Origin of the sequence: Flavobacterium sp. 9R (genome assembly GCF_902506345.1) — a bacterium.
In the GTDB taxonomy this organism is placed as follows: Bacteria; Bacteroidota; Bacteroidia; order Flavobacteriales; family Flavobacteriaceae; genus Flavobacterium.
Genome location: NZ_LR733428.1, coordinates 47,635 through 66,671, shown reverse-complemented (window position 1 = coordinate 66,671; position 19,037 = coordinate 47,635). Strand labels below are relative to the sequence as shown.

Below are 19,037 nucleotides of genomic sequence, written 5' to 3'. Positions count from 1 at the left end.
ATTAGTTATTGTACTTTGCTTCGGCATTGTCAATTGGCGTATTAGGGTCATTTTGCACCATTTTGGCAATGGCATCTTTACGCATAAAGACTACACCTGGTTTTGATTTGGCATAAGTGATGAATTCGTCCATTACTTTTACAATGGCTGGACTTCCGCCAATTCTGTCGTGTAAACTCACAGACATCATGCGTCTTTTGGTAGCGCCTTCGGCATAGAGTTGGTCGAATTCTAGTTTCAATTGTGCTAAGAATTGGTCAGCACTCCATTTTTTGCCTTCAATATTTACGATGTCGTTGTTGCGCAGGGTATAAGGCATCACGACAAAGTTTTTTCCATTGACTTTGGTAATAAAGGGTTCGTCTCTACTTAAATCATCAATGTGGTATAAAAAGCCTAATTCTTGTAATACTTTGAGTGTATTAGGACTTCTGCGTAACCAATTGGCATTGTAACCCACTGCTTTTTGTCCAGTGATTGCAGCTACAGTATCAACTCCTTTTTTTACAAAATCCAATTCATCGGCATAATTTTTATTCCATTGATTGTCCCAAGCAATACCATGTGCGGCAATTTCGTGGCCTTGATTGGCAATTGCTTTAGCTACTTCTGGGTATCGTATTGCGGCTGCACCAACCACATGCGAGGTTACTTTGATGTCGTGCTTTTTCCATAAATCGAGCATTCTGTAAATACCTTCATTTGCACCATAACGGTACCAACTATCGGCTGCCAAATCTGGGTTTCCTTTGGGAAGCGGATTGCCTGAAAATGGACTTTCGGCACCTTCGGGTTGGCCGCCTGTTTCAAATTGCATGGACACCGAGATCACTAATTGCGCGCCATTAGGCCAATAGGATTTTGTAGGCTTTTCTTCTGTTGCTTTTTGGCAATTCGAAAAAAAGAATAAGCTAATAAAGGTGCAAAGTATTGATGCTGAGGTTTTTTTCATAATTCATAATTTTATATGGTACAAAATTAATCTGTCTACAGGTGTTTTGTTTTGTAAAAAACAAGGGTATATTTGTAAAAATCAATGGTATTATGAAACGGTTTACGAATTTTCATTCCCTAAACGTCTTTTCTCTTCATTTGGATGTTTGGGAATACGAATGGCATACGCATAATTTTTATGAAGTTATTTTTATTGAGCAAGGAACGGGTATGCATTTGCTGAATGGGTTACGTTTTGAGTACAACACTGGCGATATTTTTTTGCTAACACCCGAAGATGCTCACGCTTTTGAAATTCAGTCGTCTACTGTTTTTACTTTTGTTAAGTTTACCGAGCAATTGTTTTTTGAACTAATCGATAATCCGCATGCTAAAGAAGCTGTGAGTAGCATCAAGAATGCTATACTGAATACCAATAATCGGTTAGGGTCTGTGGTTGCCTCTTCAACAGATAGTAAGTACTTGTTTGATTTATTGAAAGTACTTCAATATGAATTTCGCAACGATGCTCCGTATCAATACGCTATAGCGTTGTCTGTTTTTAAGTCGATGATGCTCTATTTGGCAAGACATCGTAATGAATCGGCTTTACTGCTTTCCAATGCCAATGACCGTCTCCAAGCCGTGTTGTCCTATATTCGACTGCACGCTCTCGATGCTGAAAAGATGAAAATCAACGCTCTGGCTGCTACTTTTCATTTGTCACCAAATTATATTAGTGCCTATATCAAAAAGCACACAGGGCTCTCGTTACAACACTACGTGATTCAAATTAAACTCAAGCAAGCCGAGCAATTGTTGCTGCAAAATAATTTTACTGTGGGCGAAATTGCAAGCCGTTTGGGATTCAATGATGCAAGTCATTTTAATAAATTATTCAAAAAATACAAAGGTGTGGCACCTACTGCCTTTCGTGAGTCGGATAAACAATAGCATTTTTTTAGTCTTTCTTATTCGAACTGTTTTCTAATTGCCTTGATTTCTATATATTTAACAAAAAAAGCTCCTATGAAAAAACAGCTCCTTATCCTCGTGTTTTTTGCTTTTAGCATTTGGTTTACTTTCGTTGCTTGCAATTCTAAGAAAGAAGCTGAATTTGCTGCACCTAAAAGCGCAACTGGAACCTTATTGTATACTGCACTGCCTGTAGATTCTATAGCTATCGACGCTTTTTATGAAAAATATCCCAAGCTAAAAGGCTATCAAAAACAAGTAATGGAATTGTATGCTAACCAACAATTTACTTCGATTTGGTATGAGAAAAAAGGCATAGTCGAGTTTGGAAATACCTTGTATTCTAAATATGGAAATAGAGAACTAGAAGGAGTAAAAGCCAAATTCCCTTACGAAAACGAATTGAATACCATTTTTGATGGTCATTCCGAAACCAATTTGTCTAATGAAACTAACGATTTGTTGTTAAGTAATTTGTATTTGTTTTATGCCGATAAAGTCTATAATGGCGTAGACCAAAAAGTAACTGAAAAAATGGGTTGGCTTTTGCCACGAAAAGAAATCGGATATGCTCAATTGCTTGATTCGATTTTGTTGCATCCCAAGAAAGCTTTAAAAGAAGAAAAGCTTTTGTTCAGTCAATACGGTAAACTGCGTAATTTTTTGCAAAAATACCGTGACATAGAGAAAAAAGGCGGCTGGGGTACGATTACCGTTGCCCCCGATTTCAAGTCGTTCAAGCCAGGCGATAGCGCACAAGCCATTCAGCAAATTCGCAGCCATTTGTTCCTTTCGCAAGACCTTGCTTCCAATTCTAAAAGTGCGATTTACGACGAAGAACTTCAAAAAGGCGTGGCCAATTATTTGGTCAGAAACGGATTCAAAGAAGATGTGGTTTTGTTACCTAAACACATCCAAGCGATGAATGTACCCATTGAAGAACGCATTGAGCAAATTATGGTCAATATGGAGCGTTGTCGCTGGATTTCGCCCGACTTAGAAAAGGCCAACGAATTCATCGTAGTCAATATTCCGTCGTACTATATGTACCTGAGTCGCGGAGGCAAGAAAATCTTCGATTCGCCAGTTGTAGTCGGAAAAGCAATGAATAAAACCGTGATTTTTAGCGGCAAAATGAGTTATATCGTCTTCAGTCCCTATTGGAATGTCCCTACCAGCATCATTAACAAAGAGGTAAAACCCGGAATGGCCAAAAATCCCAATTATTTAGCAAGCCACAATATGGAATGGAATGGTGGTCGCGTGCGTCAAAAACCCGGGAACAGTAATTCTTTGGGATTGGTTAAGTTTATTTTTCCCAATTCCAACAATATTTATTTGCACGATACCCCATCCAAAGGCTTGTTTGCCAACGAAGAGCGCGCTTACAGTCACGGTTGCATTCGCGTAGGAAAACCTCGTGAATTGGCCATAAAAATTCTAGAAAACGACAAAGCGTGGACACCCGAAAAAATCGATGCCGCTATGCACAAAGGCAAAGAAAATAGCTATGTTTTAAAGAACAAAATCCCCGTTTACATTGGCTATTTCACCGCTGTAGTCAAAGACGATGGTCAAATCTACTTCTACAAAGACGTCTACGAAAGAGACCAGCGATTGGCTAATTTACTATTCAAAGAAGAGTAGCATTTGGAGCGGGAGCAATGGGGCTTTTTTGGCAACATCGTCCCGTCATCCATTATATCTTTGCCTTTTTAAAGGAAAAAGGCAAAGGATGCCATTCCTGCCGGGGCTATAAGGGAATATTTGTTCTTTTTGGGAGTTATTAATTGTATATTGTTGATTGCCATTTATTTTTGGTAATTAATCCAAAGTTTTAGTATAAAGTATATTTTTAGAAATCAAATAGAAAATTCACAAAATGCAAATAGGAATAATAGGACTTGGAAAAATGGGATTTAATCTCGCTCTAAATTTAAAAAGAAACCAATATCAAGTGGTAGCACAAGATGTCAATCCTGATTTTGTTGCTAAAATTGGTAAAGAAGGAATTGAAACGGCGTATACTACAGAAGAATTGTGCCAAAAACTAACTAGCCGAAAAGTAATTTGGCTAATGGTTCCTGCAGGAGAAATTGTTGATTCGGTGATTCATGCTTTGCTTCCTTATTTGTCTCCAAATGATATACTTATTGATGGAGGGAATTCTAATTTTAATGATTCTAAGCGTCGTTATTCAAAATTAAAAACACTTGGCATCGATTTTTTAGATTGCGGAACTTCAGGCGGAACTTCCGGGGCCTTGCATGGAGCTTGTACCATGATAGGTGGAGACCCAGAGGTGTTTGATTATGTAGCTAAAGTATTTAAAGATATTTCTGTTGAAAATGGTTCTCTCTACACCGGTGCGGCAGGAAGTGGCCATTTTACCAAAATGGTGCATAATGGCATTGAATATGGTATGATGCAATCTATTGCTGAAGGTTTTGAAGTCTTTGAGCATTCAGAATTTGATATTGATTTTCAAAAAACCGCTAAATTATTCAATCATGGTTCTGTGGTGCGCAGTTGGTTGATGGAATTAACCGAAAATGCTTTTGCAAAAGATCCAAAATTAGACGGTATTAAAGGAATTATGCATTCTTCAGGAGAAGGTAAATGGACATTAGAAACCGCCTTGGATTTAGGTGTACCCACTCCAGTTATTGCGCTTTCTATTATGATGCGCTATCGATCACAAATGTCCGATACTTTTTCGGGCAAAGTAGTGGCAGCACTCCGAAACGAATTTGGAGGGCATGCAGTAGAGAAAAATGAGTAATACTTTTTGTTGCAAATCAACTAATTATTCACATTTATAACATTGTAATTCATGTCTTTACTGATCCTTATCGCAAGTATTGTTTTGTTGTTGGTTTTGATTTCCGGGGTCAAGCTCAATGCTTTCATAGCTTTGATAATAACAGCTTTTTTCGTTGGAATTTTGAAAGCGATGCCATTCGTTTCTTTACTTGAATCTATTCAGCTAGGTATTGGAAATACGTTGGGTTCTCTAGTTCTCATTATTGCTTTTGGAGTGATTTTGGGGAACTTACTTTCAGACAGTGGAGCCGCTCAAAGAATTAGTTCGGTAATGATTCGAACTTTTGGTGTGCAACACATCAAATGGGCGATGGTGCTTACAGGCTTTTCTGTTGGGATTTCAATGTTTTATAATGCTGGTTTTATCATATTAATTCCGATGGTTTTTGCAGTTGCCAAAAGTACAAAACAGCCTATTATTTATTTAGGCATTGCTATGGCTTCCGCTCTGTCCATTACCCATGGTTTTTTGCCGCCCCATCCGGGGCCAACGGCCATCGCCGTTATTTTTAAAGCGAATATTGGGAGGACCTTACTTTATGGCTTAGTGATTGCAATTCCCGCTCTAATTGTTGCAGGTATTATTTTTCCTGAATTGATAAAAAAAATTCAAGCGTTCCCTCCCAAAGGACTATTCGAAAGCAAAACATTCGCAGAATCAGAACTGCCTTCTTTTCAAATAAGTATTATTGCCGCCTTAGTTCCGGTTATTTTAATGGCGTCCGCTACTTTTAGCGAATTGGTTTTGACTGAAGAAAATAGTTTGCGTGCCTTTTTAATTTTTATTGGTAATCCCACCACTTCTTTACTACTCGCAATTTTGTTTGCAATAGTTGCCTTGGGGCTTTTTCGCGGTAGAAAAATGCAGGATATTATGGATAGCTCTGGTGCGGCATTAGGTTCTGCTACAATGATTATACTAATAATTGCTGCTGGTGGAGCCTTTAAACAAGTATTAATAGATAGTGGAATAGGAACAGATGTCAGTCTTTTTTTTAAAGAATCTTCTCTTTCGCCTTTGGTTTTAGGTTGGCTGATTGCAACGATTATTCGTATAGCTTTAGGTTCTGCCACTGTTGCTGGATTAACAGCAGCAGGAATTGTACAACCCTTAGTTATTCAATCGGGCGTCAGTCCAGAATTAATGGTACTTTCTATTGGTGCTGGTAGTTTAATGTGCTCTCACGTTAATGATACAGGATTTTGGATGTTCAAAGAATATTTTGGTATTAGTGTTTCGGATACGTTTAAAACCTGGACATTGATGGAAACCATTATTGGTGTTATGGGATTAATAGGTGTATTGTTATTAAATGTATGGATCAAATAAATAGAGCGCCTATGTATTATGTTGGCATTGATATTGGCACTACAGCTACAAAAGCAGTTTGTTTTGATATCCAAGGAAATGTTGTCGATGAGTTGTCTATTTCGTATCCTATGTTTCATCCCAAACCACATTGGAGTGATCAGGATCCACAAGAAATACTAAACGCTGTTGTAACATGTATAAGCACTATAACCAAAAACATTCGACCAGAATTTATTAGTTTTAGTGCAGCCATGCAAAGTGTTATTGCCATTGATTCTTCAGGAGAGCCATTGTCACCTGCTATTTTATGGGCAGATAATAGAGCCATAACTTTAGTTGAGGAGCTCAAAGTTTCCAATAAATCACAATGGTTGTATCAGAAAACAGGCATTCCGACGCATCCTTTTTCGCCTTTGGCCAAAATAGTATGGTTCAAAGCGTTTGATACTGAAACGTTTTCCAAAACCTACAAATTCATAAGTATAAAAGAATATGTTTGGCATCATCTTACAGGTGAATATGCTATTGATACTTCAATGGCATCGGGCACTGGGCTAATGAATATTCATACTTTGCAATGGGATGATGAGATTCTTACTTTTTTAAATATACAAGAGGCACAACTTTCTCCAATTCATGCAGTGACCCATTGTTTAAAAGGGATTTCGGATGATTTTTTATATGTGATTGGAGGAGGAGATGGTGCTTTGGCAAATCTAGGAACTGGTGCAATGAATGATGCATGTATCGCTTTAACCATTGGTACCAGTGGAGCGGTTCGACTCCCAATTGATCAGCCCTTACTTGATTCCCAAATGAGAACACAATGTTACCATCTTAAAGACAATCAATATCTTACTTTAGGAGCTGTAAATAATGGAGCAATTGTGTTGCAATGGCTTAAGGAAACGATGCTAAAAACAACAGCTTCTTATGAAACTCTTTTTCTTGAAGCTGAAAAAATCCCTGCGGGTGCTGAAGGATTGCTTTTTGTACCTTATTTACTTGGAGAGAGAGCGCCAATTTGGGATGCATCAGCACAAGGGACTCTTTTAGGAATGCAAATTACACATACTCAATCGCATTTGGTCAGAGCTACTCTCGAGGGAATTTTATTTGGATTATTTCAAATTACAGAAATTCTGATTCCTGATGCAGAAAAGAGAAAAAACACTACGGTTATGGTTAGTGGAGGATTTGGTAAAAGCGAATTTTGGTTACAAATAGTTGCGGATATTTTTCAAATGAAAGTAGCTATACCTAATACCATTGAAGGTGCTGCTTGGGGTGCTGTTTTAATTGGTTTGGAGGCCACTTCCGGAATAGTTAATACGAAGCAAAATATTGGAAAAACTTTTTTTCCAAATAAGACAAATGCAGAAGTATACAAAGAAGCCTTCATTAGATTTAAAAAAGTGTACACTTTGCTAAAAGAAATATAGTGTTTGCTGTTTTTTAGCGGATTAGGTGTCTTTAAATGAAATCATGTTTAATTGTGGCTATGTCTAAAGTAATTTTCCCGCCAAGAAAAATGCCGAAACAGAAAAGTAAATAATCAATCCCGTAACGTCCACCAAAGTAGCTACAAACGGAGCCGAAGCCGCTGCAGGGTCGAGTTTCATTTTGCGCAGCAAAAACGGAATCAATGCGCCTGAAAGCGTTCCCCATAAAACGATAAATAGGAGCGAAGTAGAGACACTCAGCGCAACCCACAACCAATACGGACCATAATCATAAATTCCTGCTTCTTGCCAAATCACAATTCGAATAAAGCCTAGGAGTCCTAGTATGCCACCCAATAATAATCCAGAAACAAACTCTTTTTTCATCACATACCACCAATCCCGCAATTGCAATTCTTTTAGTGCCATAGCACGAATAATCAAAGATGCCGCTTGCGAACCCGAATTTCCTCCACTAGAAATAATCAACGGAACAAACAAGGCCAAAACTACGGCTTTGGCGATTTCGTCATCATAATGTCCCATAGCCGAGGCGGTGAGTAGTTCGCCTAAAAACAAAACGACCAACCAACCCGCACGTTTTTTTACCAAATCGGAGAGTGAAGTTTTGGTGTACGAAACATCCAATTCTTCCATACCCCCAAATTTCTGCATATCTTCGGTATCTCGTTGTTCGATTTGTTCCAATAAATCGTCAAAAGTCACTATGCCCACCAAAATGCCTTTTTCGGTCACGATAGGCAAAGCTTCACGGTCGTATTTGTCAAAAATGGCCAAGCTTTCTTCAATTTTTTCGGTGGTGCGAATGGCAATAAAATTTTTATCCATCAACTCCTCAATCAAAGTCGAGTCTTCTGCCATTAGTAACTGACCTATACGTAAATCATCAATCAACTTGTTTTTGTCATTCACTACATATACAAAGTTGAGTGTTTCGGCTTTTTTACCATAAATCTTAATCGATTCAAGTACTCGTTTTACCGTCCAATCTTTTTTCGCCTGAATATAATGAGGCGTCATCAATCGGGCAATACTATCACTTTCGTAGCCCAGTAAATTCAGCGCTTGTTCTCTTTCTTTTTGGTCCAACAAATTGATGATTTCCTTGATGATGCTATCTGGGAAATCCGTCAAAAGAAGCGTTCTATCATCGGGAGCTAATTCGTTAAACAGTTCCTTTGTGGCTTCATTTCCTAAATTCAAAATGAGCTCTTGTTGAATTTCACTGTCAAAATACGGAAACACTTCAGCTTTGGCTTCTCCTGCTAAAAGGAGAAAAGAAAGCACACGGTCTTTACTGCTTTTTTGTGTCAATTGGTCGGCAATATCCGCTGGATGTTTAGAGGTAATGTGATCCATAGCAATAAAATTAATGAGGTATTTACTTTTTGGTTTTAAACAGAATACTATCTGCTTTCGGGTGGTATTGCTTTGTTGTGGTTTTGGAGTGTTTCAAAGCTACTCCAATCAATTGGTTTTATTATCGATTCATTTTGTGCAGGATATTTTGAAAGCAATTGTGCAGGACGAACGGGTCTTTTTTCAAATCCGCCGCCACAATTGGGACAAACATTTTCTAAAACGGTAGTAACACAATCCGAACAAAAGGTACATTCAAAAGTACAAATCATGGCGTCTGTACTCGTGGGAGGAAGCGGCTTTGCACAGTTTTCGCAGTGGGATCTTAGTTCTAGCATAAGCTTGTTTTTTGTTGAGTAGGGAACTAAATCAGGATTTATTTTTTAGGTTCTTCCATAACTTGTCCAGCTTCAAGCAATGCTTGTTGGAGCTTTGCATAAGGTACTTCTTGAACGCTACTTTTGTTTTGTATGGCCAATGCCGCAATTTGTGCACTTGATTCGGCCAAAATCATAAAAATAGGCTCCATGCGAATGCTTCCATAAGCGATGTGCGAACTTGACACACACACAGGTACCACCAAGTTGCTGCATTCGTTGGCTTTCGGTAAAACGGTTCCCATGGCAATTTTATAAGGTCTTGGAGGTTCGATGCCTACATCGCCTTCGTTTTCTATCCAGCCTTCTTTGGTGACATAGCGTTGTACATTGTGGGAATCTAAGTTGTAAGATCCCATGCCAATAGGATCTTCGGGTTCTGTTTCTCCCCTTACTACATTTCCAGTCATGACGTATGCACCAACCATTCGTCTGGCTTCTCTAATGTATAATTGATGGGGAAAGCCACCATTGTCTAGGAATTCATCTTTTGGATAACCCCATTTGAGCATGGCTGTTCTTATCTTTTTGGGCACTCTAGCATCTGTAGCCGTAAAGTAGAGTAGTCCTTTTTGGTAGTTTTCGTGTTCTTTGGCTATGGCTTTTCGGCGTTCGTATGAAGCTTCGGGATAGTCATGGTTCATTCCAATATTGTCATGGCTAAACGGGCCGTGATTGTTCACATCGGTTTTGAAATTGGGAATAGCATCAAATTTTTTGAACGTTTTTTTCCAACCTTTTTGATACAATCTTCCTAATATTTCATAGTCTTTTGGGTCATAACCTTCTGGCTTTTCTATCGGAATTTGGTTTTCTTTTACGGTGGTTAGGCATAAGCGGTAACAGTAGGCTTCCATTTTATGATCGCCCGTTCCATTTTTGCTAACTGGGTCTGGTGAAATTTTGGGCAACAAGCCTGAGGAAGCGTCACCGGGAATCCAATACGGACTTATCTTGAAATTTTTGAAATTATGATCGTGTTGGTATAACTTTTTTTGAACACCGTTAAATTTCTCAAAGTAAACGGCAATAGATTCTCTTCCTACATGATAAGAAACACCAGCTGCCGCCATTAAATCGCCTTCGTAGGTGGCATCAATAAACACTTTTCCTTCAATTTTCTTTCCGCTTAGGGTATAGAAAGCTTCGATTGTAGTGCCTTTTTTGTCTATTTTTTTGTTGCGATCCAGCCATTCGTTTTTATAGACTTTAATCTTGTGGTCAGCAATCCATTGGTCGAAAATATGTTCTGCTACATGCGGTTCAAAAACCCACATGGTTTTTGATTTTTCGTCTATAGCAGGTGTGCCTTGACCTTTGGCATTAAAATTTGATTTTTTTTGCCATTTCCATGCACTTTCGGCTTGGTAGTAGTTATATACTTTTTTATAAAACATTTTGGATAAACCACCTATGAGTTGTGTTTTTCCTGCATCGGTATAGCCAAGTCCAGCAGCCGACATTCCTCCCAAATGCTGATCGGGTGAAATAACGAGTACTGATTGCCCAAGTTGAGCCGCTTTTACTGCAGCGACCACTGCTGCCGATGTTCCACCGTAGACTACAATATCCGCCTGAAGTGTCGTAGTGTTTTGTCCCCAAAGCGAACCACCTAGTAGTAAACTATAAAATAATACCTTGATTTTTTTCATATGATTATAGTAAAGTTTTACTTTGGTTAATTAATTATAACTAATTGATTATAAACCATATATAATGTTATTATTCCGTCCAAAAAGAACCTATTGCATATGTTTTGGCTTGTCCGCTAATGATAACACGATCGCCACGTAATTCACAATTCAGTTTCCCCAATCTTTCAGAAACTTGAAGCGCAAAGAGTTCTTTTTTACCCAGTCTTTCTGCCCAAAGCGGAATCAAAGAGCAATGAGCTGAACCAGTTACAGGATCTTCGAGTATTGAAGCTTGCGGTGTAAAAAAGCGAGAGACAAAATCGCTGTTTTTTCCTGGTGCGGTTACAATTACCCCTCCAGTTTCCATATTGATTTGGTCAAATAAATTGCGATCAATTTGAAGGTTTTTGATATCCTCTTCATTATCGTAAATTAAAACATAATCTCTTGATTTTAAAATCTCTTTTGGTTTTATGTTAAATGAAAGCTTTAAGTTTTCTGTAAGATGAGATGCGACTGGCATTCTGGAAGGGAAATTCAAAAAATAGTAATCGTCTTGTACTAAAACCGTAAGGTCTCCACTTAAAGTTTCAAACACAAAGGTAGTTCTTGGATCATTTAAAATTGTTTTTAATGCATGAACGGTAGCCAAAGTAGCATGACCACACAAGTCCATTTCGATTTCGGGAGTAAACCAACGCAGATGTATTTTTTCTCCTTTGTCTACAAAAAAAGCGGTTTCAGCAACAGCATTTTCTTGGGTAATTTTTAATAAAAGTGCATCGGGTAACCACTCTTTCAGAGGAACAACTACTGCTGGATTTCCTCCAAATAAGGTATCGGTAAAAGCATCGATTTGATAAAAGTCTAATTTCATTGGGATATAAGTTGTGGGATAGTTTTTTATTTTTTACCAAAAATAAGGATTTCTATCGGTCTTATTGTGTGTACGCATTTTTTAAAAGGCTAATTTTTATCCATAAAAAAACCTGATGTTTAATCATCAGGTTTTGAAATTGAAATTACAATTGATATGCTTCTTTCAAGAAGGCTTTTAAAGAAGTCGGTTCCTGATCGATGATTGTTTTTAGACTACTGTCTACTTCTTCAAAATCATTGTTTTTTATACCAGCAGCAAAAAGAACCGACATAGTAATGATGGGCTCTGGAAGTCCAAATCCTTTCAGAGCGTTTTCAAAATCGGCTGAGGAAGGGCTGATGTAGGGTACTTCCTTCCCTGAGAGTTCTGATAAATAGCTAGCAATTTCGGAGAATGAATGCGATTGGCTTCCGGTAAGGTTGAAAATCTTATTTTCATGTTCGCTTTTAGCAACAATTTTAGCAATGGCTTTGGCCAAATCTTTTCGGTTTGCAAAAGCAACTTTCCCTTCGCCTGCTGGGAAAAATACTCCTGTTTCGATGGTATTGGCTCCAATAAACATTGGCACCACATCGGCATACAAACTATTGCGTAAGAAAGTATAAGTTAGTCCGCTTTGCTTAATGTATTCTTCAGTTTCAAAATGATCTCCTAGTAACGGTTTTAAGGGGGAAGTTTCGATATCTTTTATTGCAACTCCAGTGTAAAAAATATGTTGTACTCCGGCAGCTTTTGCGGCATCAATCACATTTTTATGTTGACCAATTCGGTCATTAAAGTCACTTGATGAGATTAAAAGAACTCTGTCGATTCCTTGCATAGCCTCTAATAGACTTGATGGATCTTGATAGTTCCCGATTTTTACGGTTATTCCTTTTTCAGTAAATGGAAGGCCTTTTTCGCTACTTCTTGCGAGTACCGAAAGTTGAGCAATAGGATATTTTGCTGTTAGTTCTGATACAATTTGACTTCCTAGTTGGCCTGTGGCTCCAGTAATTAATAGTTGACTCATTTTTTATTTCTTTAATTATTAATACTTACTTTTGTAGAGCAAATATCTTTTAGTTAGTTTGATTATACAAGACGGTACTTTTTTGTGCTTAACTAACTTAAAAGTTATTATTAATGAAAATCAATGATTTATGGAGGAAATAAAAATAAAAAAAGAAGATTTTAATTTATTGAATTGTCCTATTCGAACGATTTTAGATCGCTTTGGAGACAAATGGTCGGTTTTAGTCTTGTTGATTTTAGGCGAAAAAAAGAAGCTTCGCTTTAATGCAATTAATAAAGAAATAGGCACGGATATTTCACAAAAAATGCTGACGGTTACCTTACGAACACTAGAAGCCGATGGTTTGGTACACCGCACAGTTTACCCAGAAGTTCCACCAAGAGTGGAATATGAAATAACGCCATTAGGAGTGTCTTTGGTTCCTCATATTGAAAGCCTAGCACAATGGGCATCAAGCAATATGGAATCTATTAAAACGTCTCGCGAGCGATTTAAAAATAGTTAAAATACTATTGTTTTTCGTTTGTAGTTGGCTCTTCAAAATTATCGTAGTAGGTAAAATCTTTGGTAATTAGTCCGTTTTCGATGGTGAAAATGGTGCAGATGGGTAAGGTAAATTTTGTGTTATCTGGAGCTGTTCCTGTAGAAACGAATTCAACTACTATATGATTAGCATCAGAGGGATAAATTTGTACAATCGAGTCGTGAACGTCTGGAAAAATAGCTTCTAGTTCCCCATATTTTTTTGCGATTTGCGCCCTGCTTTGTTCTACTACACCCGTTCCTAAACTCGGATCTTTAAAAGCTGCTTTTTCACTATACATTTTAGCCATTTCTTCCCATTGATGTTTGTTAAATAGCTCGTAATAGCGTTCTACTATTTTTTGATTCTCGTTTGAAGAAGTTGAGGGATTTACGCAAGATAACAACAACAAAAGGACCAAAGTAATACCGTATCTATTTTTCATTTTAAAACGTATTTAGTTGTTTTTTAATTGATTATAAAAATAGAAAAAATAAAGCGATTTCTGTATAGAAATCGCTTATGAGTAGGGAAGAGGAAGAATTATTGATTTTGTAAAAATGCTTTCAGTTCCTCGTATATTTTGATTTTGGTGCTTATTTTTTCTTTGTTTAAGACACTTTCTATTTGTGGCGGAATGGGTAAAGTCACGCCTAATGCTGGTTCTACGATGTCTAGAAACTTGATAGGGTGGGCGGTTTCCAGAAAAATTCCCAAGGCATCGGGATGGTGTTGCAACTCTTTTTTCAATCCTAAATAACCTACTGCTCCGTGTGGTTCTGCGATGTAGCCTTTTTGCTTTTGGATGGTTTTCATAGCCTCGAGTGTAGCGGCATCGCTAAAAGTGTAGGACGAAAAGTCTTTTTCGAATTGTTTCAAATCATGTTGATACATTTCTTGTATGCGCACAAAATTACTCGGATTACCCACATCCATAGCATTCGAAATCGTGGCGATGGAAGGTTTTGGGTCGTAAACGCCATTTTCTAGGAAACGCGGTACGGTATCATTGGCATTGGTCGCGGCTACAAAATGTTCGATAGGTAAGCCTAATTTCTTAGCAATGATGCCTGCGCAAATGTTCCCGAAATTTCCGCTCGGACACGAAAAGACCAAGGGTTTTTGATGTTTTTTCAAGGCTTTGTAAGCAAAGAAAAAGTAGAACATTTGAGGTAACCAACGCGCAATATTGATGGAATTCGCAGAAGTTAAATGAACATCGGCCAAATCTGGATCCAAGAATGCTTTTTTAACCATATCTTGACAATCGTCAAAAACACCGTCTACTTCGAGTGCTTTGATGTTCTGTCCCAAAGTGGTCAATTGACGTTCTTGGATGTCACTCACTTTACCTGATGGATATAAAATTACCACTTCTACGCCAGTCACGCCCAAAAAACCACTCGCTACGGCGCCTCCTGTATCTCCAGAAGTGGCTACCAATACTGTGTTCTTTTTGGAAGGGTCGTTTCGGTTGAAATAAGCGATGCAACGCGACATAAAACGCGCTCCAACATCTTTGAATGCCATCGTTGGGCCGTGAAATAATTCTAACGAATAAATACCTTGTTCGACTTCGATTACTGGGAAATCAAAGCAAAGCGTTTCGGCTATGATTTGGCGTAGCGTGTCGGCTGGAATTTCGTCACCCACAAATTGCTGAATGGCTTGAAAAGCAATCTCCTCGTGAGATAGCTTTTCGATGTTTTCAAAAAAGTCAGCCGCTAATGGACTAATTGATTCCGGAAAATATAAGCCTTTATCAGAGGCCAATCCTTGTACCACCGCTTCCTCAAAAGAAACGTTGGGTGAATTATGATTTAAACTGTAGTATTTCATTTTTAGTGAATAGTCGCTCTCGACTGCGCTCGAGCTGACAGTAATTAGTGATTAGTAATTAGTGTGTTGTTTTGCTTGAATAAATAGTATTCCCCTTCGGGGGTTAGGGGGCTATGCAATTATAGCAACTCCATCTGGATTAATTTTCGACACGTGGATTTCGTAGGGCAAATTCATTTCTTCATAAACTTTGCTCATTGCATCGGCAATCTTTTTGGCTGTTTTTTCACCTCTACTCAACGCAAAAATTGAAGGGCCAGAACCTGAAATTCCAGATCCCAAAGCGCCGTTTTCGTAGGCAGTTTGTTTGATGGTATCAAAACCTGGAATCAACATACTGCGAACGGGTTCTATGATTTCGTCATGGAGTGATCGCCCAATAAGGTCATAATCTTGGGTGTACAAACCAGCGATTAAACCACCCACATTGCCCCATTGAGTAATAGCACTTTTTAGGGAAACAGTTTGTTTTAAAACCGAACGCGCATCCGAAGTCTTGAGTTCAATTTGTGGATGAACTACCGTAGCGTATAATTCTGTCGGACTGTCGATTTTGATAATGTCTAAAGGATTGGAACTTCTCACTAAAGTGAAACCACCCAAAAGGCAAGGAGCGACATTGTCAGCATGTGCATTGCCACTGGCTAGTTTTTCGCCTTGCATTGCAAATTGTACCAATTCTTTGCGTGAAAAAGGCCTTCCAAGCAATTCGTTAATTCCGAAAACGGCTCCAGCAGAACTTGCGGCGCTGCTTCCAATGCCACTTCCAGCTTTAATGTTTTTGTAGATTTCGATTTCAAAACCCATTTCTGTTTCAAAAGCTTCTAGTAATGCCAAAGCAGCAACTCCTGCTACATTTTTCTCGGTTTCTAAAGGCAAATCAGCGCCTACGATTTTGGTAATTCGAACCCCTTTTTCGGAAGAAGTCCGAACAATCATTTCGTCGCCTGCAGTGGCCAAACACAAGCCCAATACATCAAATCCACAAGAAAGATTAGCAATAGTAGCTGGACAAAATAGTTTTATTTCTTTCATTTTTTTTAGTTTCTTAGTTTCTGAGTAGCTAAGTTTTTATTGTTCTAAGTTTGAATTGTCTTAGAGGCTAAGGAACTTAGTGTCTCAGTAACTCTTTTTACACATTTCCAATACGAATTACATCGGCAAAAATTCCTGAAGCAGTAACAGCTGCTCCTGCACCAGCACCCTTAATCAATAAAGGTTGGTCTACATAGCGATCGGTGTAGAATAACACAATGTTGTCTTTTCCTTCTAAGTTATAAAACGGATGATCTTTGGCGATGAATTGTAATCCGACATTGGCTTTGCCGTTTTCGAATTGGGCAACAAATTTGAGACGGGATTCTTTTTCGTTAGCTTCTTTTAATAATTCCTCAAAATGTGAGGCATTTGTAAGGAGTGATTTGAAAAAATCTTCATTGTTAGTTGTCTTCATACATTCATCTGGTAAAAAAGAAAGGTTCTCTATATTTTCAATTTCCATTTGATAACCGCTTTCTCTAATAAGGATTAAAATCTTTCTTGCTACATCAACTCCGCTCAAATCGATTTTTGGGTCAGGTTCTGTGAATCCTTGAACGCCTGCTTCTTTTACAACATCGTGAAAAGAATAATTTGGACCGAACTTATTAAAGATAAAATTCAAACTTCCGGATAAAACCGCTTGAATTTTGTGCACTTTGTCTCCTGATGCAATTAGGTTTTTGACTGTGTCAATTATTGGTAAACCTGCACCTACATTGGTTTCGAATAAGAAAGGAGCATTGTATTTTCGAGATAGATTTTTAAGGTTTTGATAATTGGCATATGCCGATGAACATGCAATTTTGTTGCAAGTCACTACTGCTACGTTTTGTCTTAAAAATTGTTCATAAAGCTTAGACACACTTTCATTGGCAGTAATGTCGACAAATATACTATTGCGTAAATTGAGTTCTTTTACTTTGGAAATAAAAGCCTCGGCATTTGCAGGTTCACCATTTGCTAAAAGTGATGACCACTCTTTGAGCGGCATACCATCTTCATCAAAATACATGTTTCTAGAATTAGAAACAGCTATTAAACGCAAATTGATTTTTAGATTTTCTTTTAGGAATTTCTTTTGTTGGTGAATTTGTTCCATAAATTTTTCACCTACATTACCCACGCCCATCACAAATAAGTTGAGTTGTTTGGTGTTTTCTTCAAAGAAATTTTCGTGCAAAGTATTCAAGGCTTTTTTGACATCTCTTTCATTGATAACCACAGATATATTTCTCTCTGAAGCCCCTTGCGCAATGGCTCGAATATTGACATTGTTTTTTCCAAGTGTACTAAACATACGTCCGCTGAGCCCTTGATGGTTCTTCATGTTTTCGCCTACTAAAGCAATAATACAAAGGTTTTTCTCAACGATACAAGGTTCGACTTTGTTTTGAGTAATTTCAATTTCAAACGCTTTGTTGATGGCGATTTCTGCATTTTCTGCATCAGAATTCAAAATACCAATACAAATCGAATGTTCTGAAGAAGCTTGTGTGATGAAGATAACATTGATACTTTCATTCGAAAGTACTTCAAAAAGACGTTTTGAGGAACCCGCTACACCAATCATTCCAGAACCTTCGAGAGTAATAAGAGTGATGTTATCGATATGACTGATTCCTTTTACAGGTGAACCATTAGCAGCAATTGTATTCGAAATAAAAGTTCCTTCTGCTTGGGGCTCAAAAGTGTTTTTAATAAGTATTGGAATGTTTTTTCTTAGTACTGGCTGAATGGTAGGCGGATATAAAACTTTAGCCCCAAAATGAGACAACTCCATAGCTTCTTGATAAGAGATAGTGGCAATAGGTTGTGCTTGTTTTACCAATTTAGGATTAGCAGTATACATTCCGTTTACATCTGTCCAAATTTCTAGCTCGTCAACTGCTAATGCACTAGCAAGAATTGCTGCCGAATAATCTGAGCCTCCACGTCCAAGAGTAGTAGTGATTCCATCCTCAGTTGCTCCAATGAAACCAGGAAGGAGTACTACTTTAGAAGTATTTGTTGTAAAGTAATCCTGTATAAGACGATTGCTTACTTCAAAATTCACGCTTGCTTTTCCAAAAGTTGCGTTGGTTTTAATGAGTTCGCGACTGTCTTTGTAATTGGTGCTTTTTGGGTTTTGTTTCAAAGCTTCGGCTATGATAAATGAAGATAATAATTCACCAAAACTTAAAATGGTATCGGCTGTTCTCGGGGATAATTCACCCAATAAGAAACAACCATCCAACAATGTTTCTAAATGATTAATAATGCGCTTGATGTGACTCAATAAAGCACTTTGTTCGCTTACTGGAATTAATTGTTTTAAGGTGTCTAGGTGTTTTTTTTCTATTTCTAGAACAATTTCTCTAAAGTTTTCGTCATTATTAGCAGCTTTATGGGCGGCTAGTTGTAGTAAATCTGTGACTTTGCTCAAGGCGGAAACGACTACTGCTAGTGGTTCTTTTTCTGCTTTTTTAGTTATTATCGCAATTACTAGTTTTATATTATCTGCATTGGCTACTGAAGTTCCGCCAAATTTTAATACTCTCATTGTATATTTTGTTTAATTGAATGCTAAAGTTTGCTGCCTCCCAAAAGTCTATTTTCTAAATAAAATAGATGGAATAAAATCGGATGATATGTAATAAAGTATACCCCTAAAGGGTAGTAGTGGTTGTAGTTGTAGAAGTAGTAACAGCAAATGCAACCCCAGTTGGCGTTGTCATTAGTAGTGTGTATGTGCTGTTTTTATTTTCCATTTTGATTTTTCAAAAGTACAGTTTTTTTGTAAAGATTTGGAACTGTTTAGTCTTTTTACGAATATTTTAAAAATATCGAATCATAATTCATAAAATTACATATAATTTATTTTTAC

At 37.8% G+C, this 19,037-nt stretch carries 16 protein-coding genes; 6 read left to right on the top strand and 10 right to left on the bottom strand.

Annotated features, from left to right (window positions below; all coding sequences use genetic code 11):
- Position 1: 1 nt before the first annotated feature.
- Positions 2 to 952, bottom strand: a complete 951-nt coding sequence (locus FLAVO9AF_RS15615; protein ID WP_159691459.1) for a polysaccharide deacetylase family protein — start codon at positions 950 to 952, stop codon at positions 2 to 4.
- Positions 953 to 1,044: 92 nt separating this feature from the next.
- Here FLAVO9AF_RS15615 and FLAVO9AF_RS15610 point away from each other — a divergent pair, with 92 nt between their 5' ends.
- The 5 genes from FLAVO9AF_RS15610 (at position 1,045) to FLAVO9AF_RS15590 (ending at position 7,485) form a co-directional block, all read left to right on the top strand.
- Positions 1,045 to 1,887: an AraC family transcriptional regulator gene (locus FLAVO9AF_RS15610; RefSeq protein WP_159691456.1), complete on the top strand. Its 843-nt coding sequence runs from the start codon at positions 1,045 to 1,047 to the stop codon at positions 1,885 to 1,887.
- A gap of 75 nt (positions 1,888 to 1,962) precedes the next feature.
- Positions 1,963 to 3,555 carry a murein L,D-transpeptidase gene (locus FLAVO9AF_RS15605; protein WP_159691453.1) on the top strand — a complete coding sequence of 531 codons (1,593 nt, stop codon included), beginning with the start codon at positions 1,963 to 1,965 and terminating at the stop codon, positions 3,553 to 3,555.
- A gap of 235 nt (positions 3,556 to 3,790) precedes the next feature.
- Positions 3,791 to 4,690, top strand: coding sequence for a phosphogluconate dehydrogenase (NAD(+)-dependent, decarboxylating) (gene gnd, locus FLAVO9AF_RS15600; RefSeq protein WP_159691450.1), 900 nt, complete (start codon positions 3,791 to 3,793; stop codon positions 4,688 to 4,690).
- Positions 4,691 to 4,741: 51 nt separating this feature from the next.
- Entirely contained in the window at positions 4,742 to 6,061 is a 1,320-nt protein-coding gene (locus FLAVO9AF_RS15595) for a gluconate:H+ symporter (protein ID WP_159691447.1), read from the top strand.
- The gene (locus tag FLAVO9AF_RS15590) at positions 6,049 to 7,485 is read left to right on the top strand and encodes a gluconokinase (RefSeq protein WP_201296315.1); all 1,437 of its coding nucleotides are present in this window, start codon (positions 6,049 to 6,051) and stop codon (positions 7,483 to 7,485) included. Before FLAVO9AF_RS15595 ends, FLAVO9AF_RS15590 begins: the two co-directional genes overlap by 13 nt.
- Positions 7,486 to 7,548: 63 nt before the next feature.
- Here the strand turns inward: FLAVO9AF_RS15590 and mgtE are convergent, their stop codons facing one another.
- The 5 genes from mgtE to FLAVO9AF_RS15565 all read right to left on the bottom strand — a co-directional run bounded on the left by mgtE (position 7,549) and on the right by FLAVO9AF_RS15565 (position 12,768).
- The gene (gene mgtE / locus FLAVO9AF_RS15585; protein ID WP_159691444.1) at positions 7,549 to 8,865 is read right to left on the bottom strand and encodes a magnesium transporter; all 1,317 of its coding nucleotides are present in this window, start codon (positions 8,863 to 8,865) and stop codon (positions 7,549 to 7,551) included.
- Positions 8,866 to 8,912: 47 nt separating this feature from the next.
- The gene (locus tag FLAVO9AF_RS15580) at positions 8,913 to 9,203 is read right to left on the bottom strand and encodes a DUF1272 domain-containing protein (RefSeq protein WP_159691441.1); all 291 of its coding nucleotides are present in this window, start codon (positions 9,201 to 9,203) and stop codon (positions 8,913 to 8,915) included.
- A 38-nt stretch (positions 9,204 to 9,241) separates the two neighbouring features.
- Entirely contained in the window at positions 9,242 to 10,894 is a 1,653-nt protein-coding gene (locus FLAVO9AF_RS15575) for an FAD-dependent oxidoreductase (RefSeq protein ID WP_159691438.1), read from the bottom strand.
- A gap of 70 nt (positions 10,895 to 10,964) precedes the next feature.
- Positions 10,965 to 11,753 (bottom strand): PhzF family phenazine biosynthesis protein, encoded by a 789-nt coding sequence (locus FLAVO9AF_RS15570; protein ID WP_159691435.1) that lies wholly within the window; start codon positions 11,751 to 11,753, stop codon positions 10,965 to 10,967.
- Between the two features lie 145 nt (positions 11,754 to 11,898).
- Entirely contained in the window at positions 11,899 to 12,768 is an 870-nt protein-coding gene (locus FLAVO9AF_RS15565) for an SDR family oxidoreductase (protein ID WP_159691432.1), read from the bottom strand.
- Between the two features lie 130 nt (positions 12,769 to 12,898).
- Here FLAVO9AF_RS15565 and FLAVO9AF_RS15560 point away from each other — a divergent pair, with 130 nt between their 5' ends.
- Complete coding sequence (locus FLAVO9AF_RS15560; RefSeq protein WP_159691429.1) at positions 12,899 to 13,276, top strand: helix-turn-helix domain-containing protein; 378 nt, start codon at positions 12,899 to 12,901, stop codon at positions 13,274 to 13,276.
- Positions 13,277 to 13,280: 4 nt separating this feature from the next.
- Here FLAVO9AF_RS15560 and FLAVO9AF_RS15555 read toward each other — a convergent pair whose 3' ends face one another.
- From FLAVO9AF_RS15555 to thrA, 4 genes are all read right to left on the bottom strand, one after another.
- On the bottom strand, positions 13,281 to 13,739 hold the full coding sequence (locus FLAVO9AF_RS15555; RefSeq protein WP_159691426.1) for a nuclear transport factor 2 family protein: 459 nt from the start codon (positions 13,737 to 13,739) through the stop codon (positions 13,281 to 13,283).
- Positions 13,740 to 13,837: 98 nt separating this feature from the next.
- Entirely contained in the window at positions 13,838 to 15,133 is a 1,296-nt protein-coding gene (gene thrC / locus FLAVO9AF_RS15550; RefSeq protein WP_159691423.1) for a threonine synthase, read from the bottom strand.
- 111 nt (positions 15,134 to 15,244) lie between these two features.
- Positions 15,245 to 16,168 carry a homoserine kinase gene (locus FLAVO9AF_RS15545; protein ID WP_159691420.1) on the bottom strand — a complete coding sequence of 308 codons (924 nt, stop codon included), beginning with the start codon at positions 16,166 to 16,168 and terminating at the stop codon, positions 15,245 to 15,247.
- Positions 16,169 to 16,265: 97 nt separating this feature from the next.
- The gene (thrA, locus tag FLAVO9AF_RS15540; protein WP_159691417.1) at positions 16,266 to 18,713 is read right to left on the bottom strand and encodes a bifunctional aspartate kinase/homoserine dehydrogenase I; all 2,448 of its coding nucleotides are present in this window, start codon (positions 18,711 to 18,713) and stop codon (positions 16,266 to 16,268) included.
- Between the last annotated feature and the right edge of the window lie 324 nt (positions 18,714 to 19,037).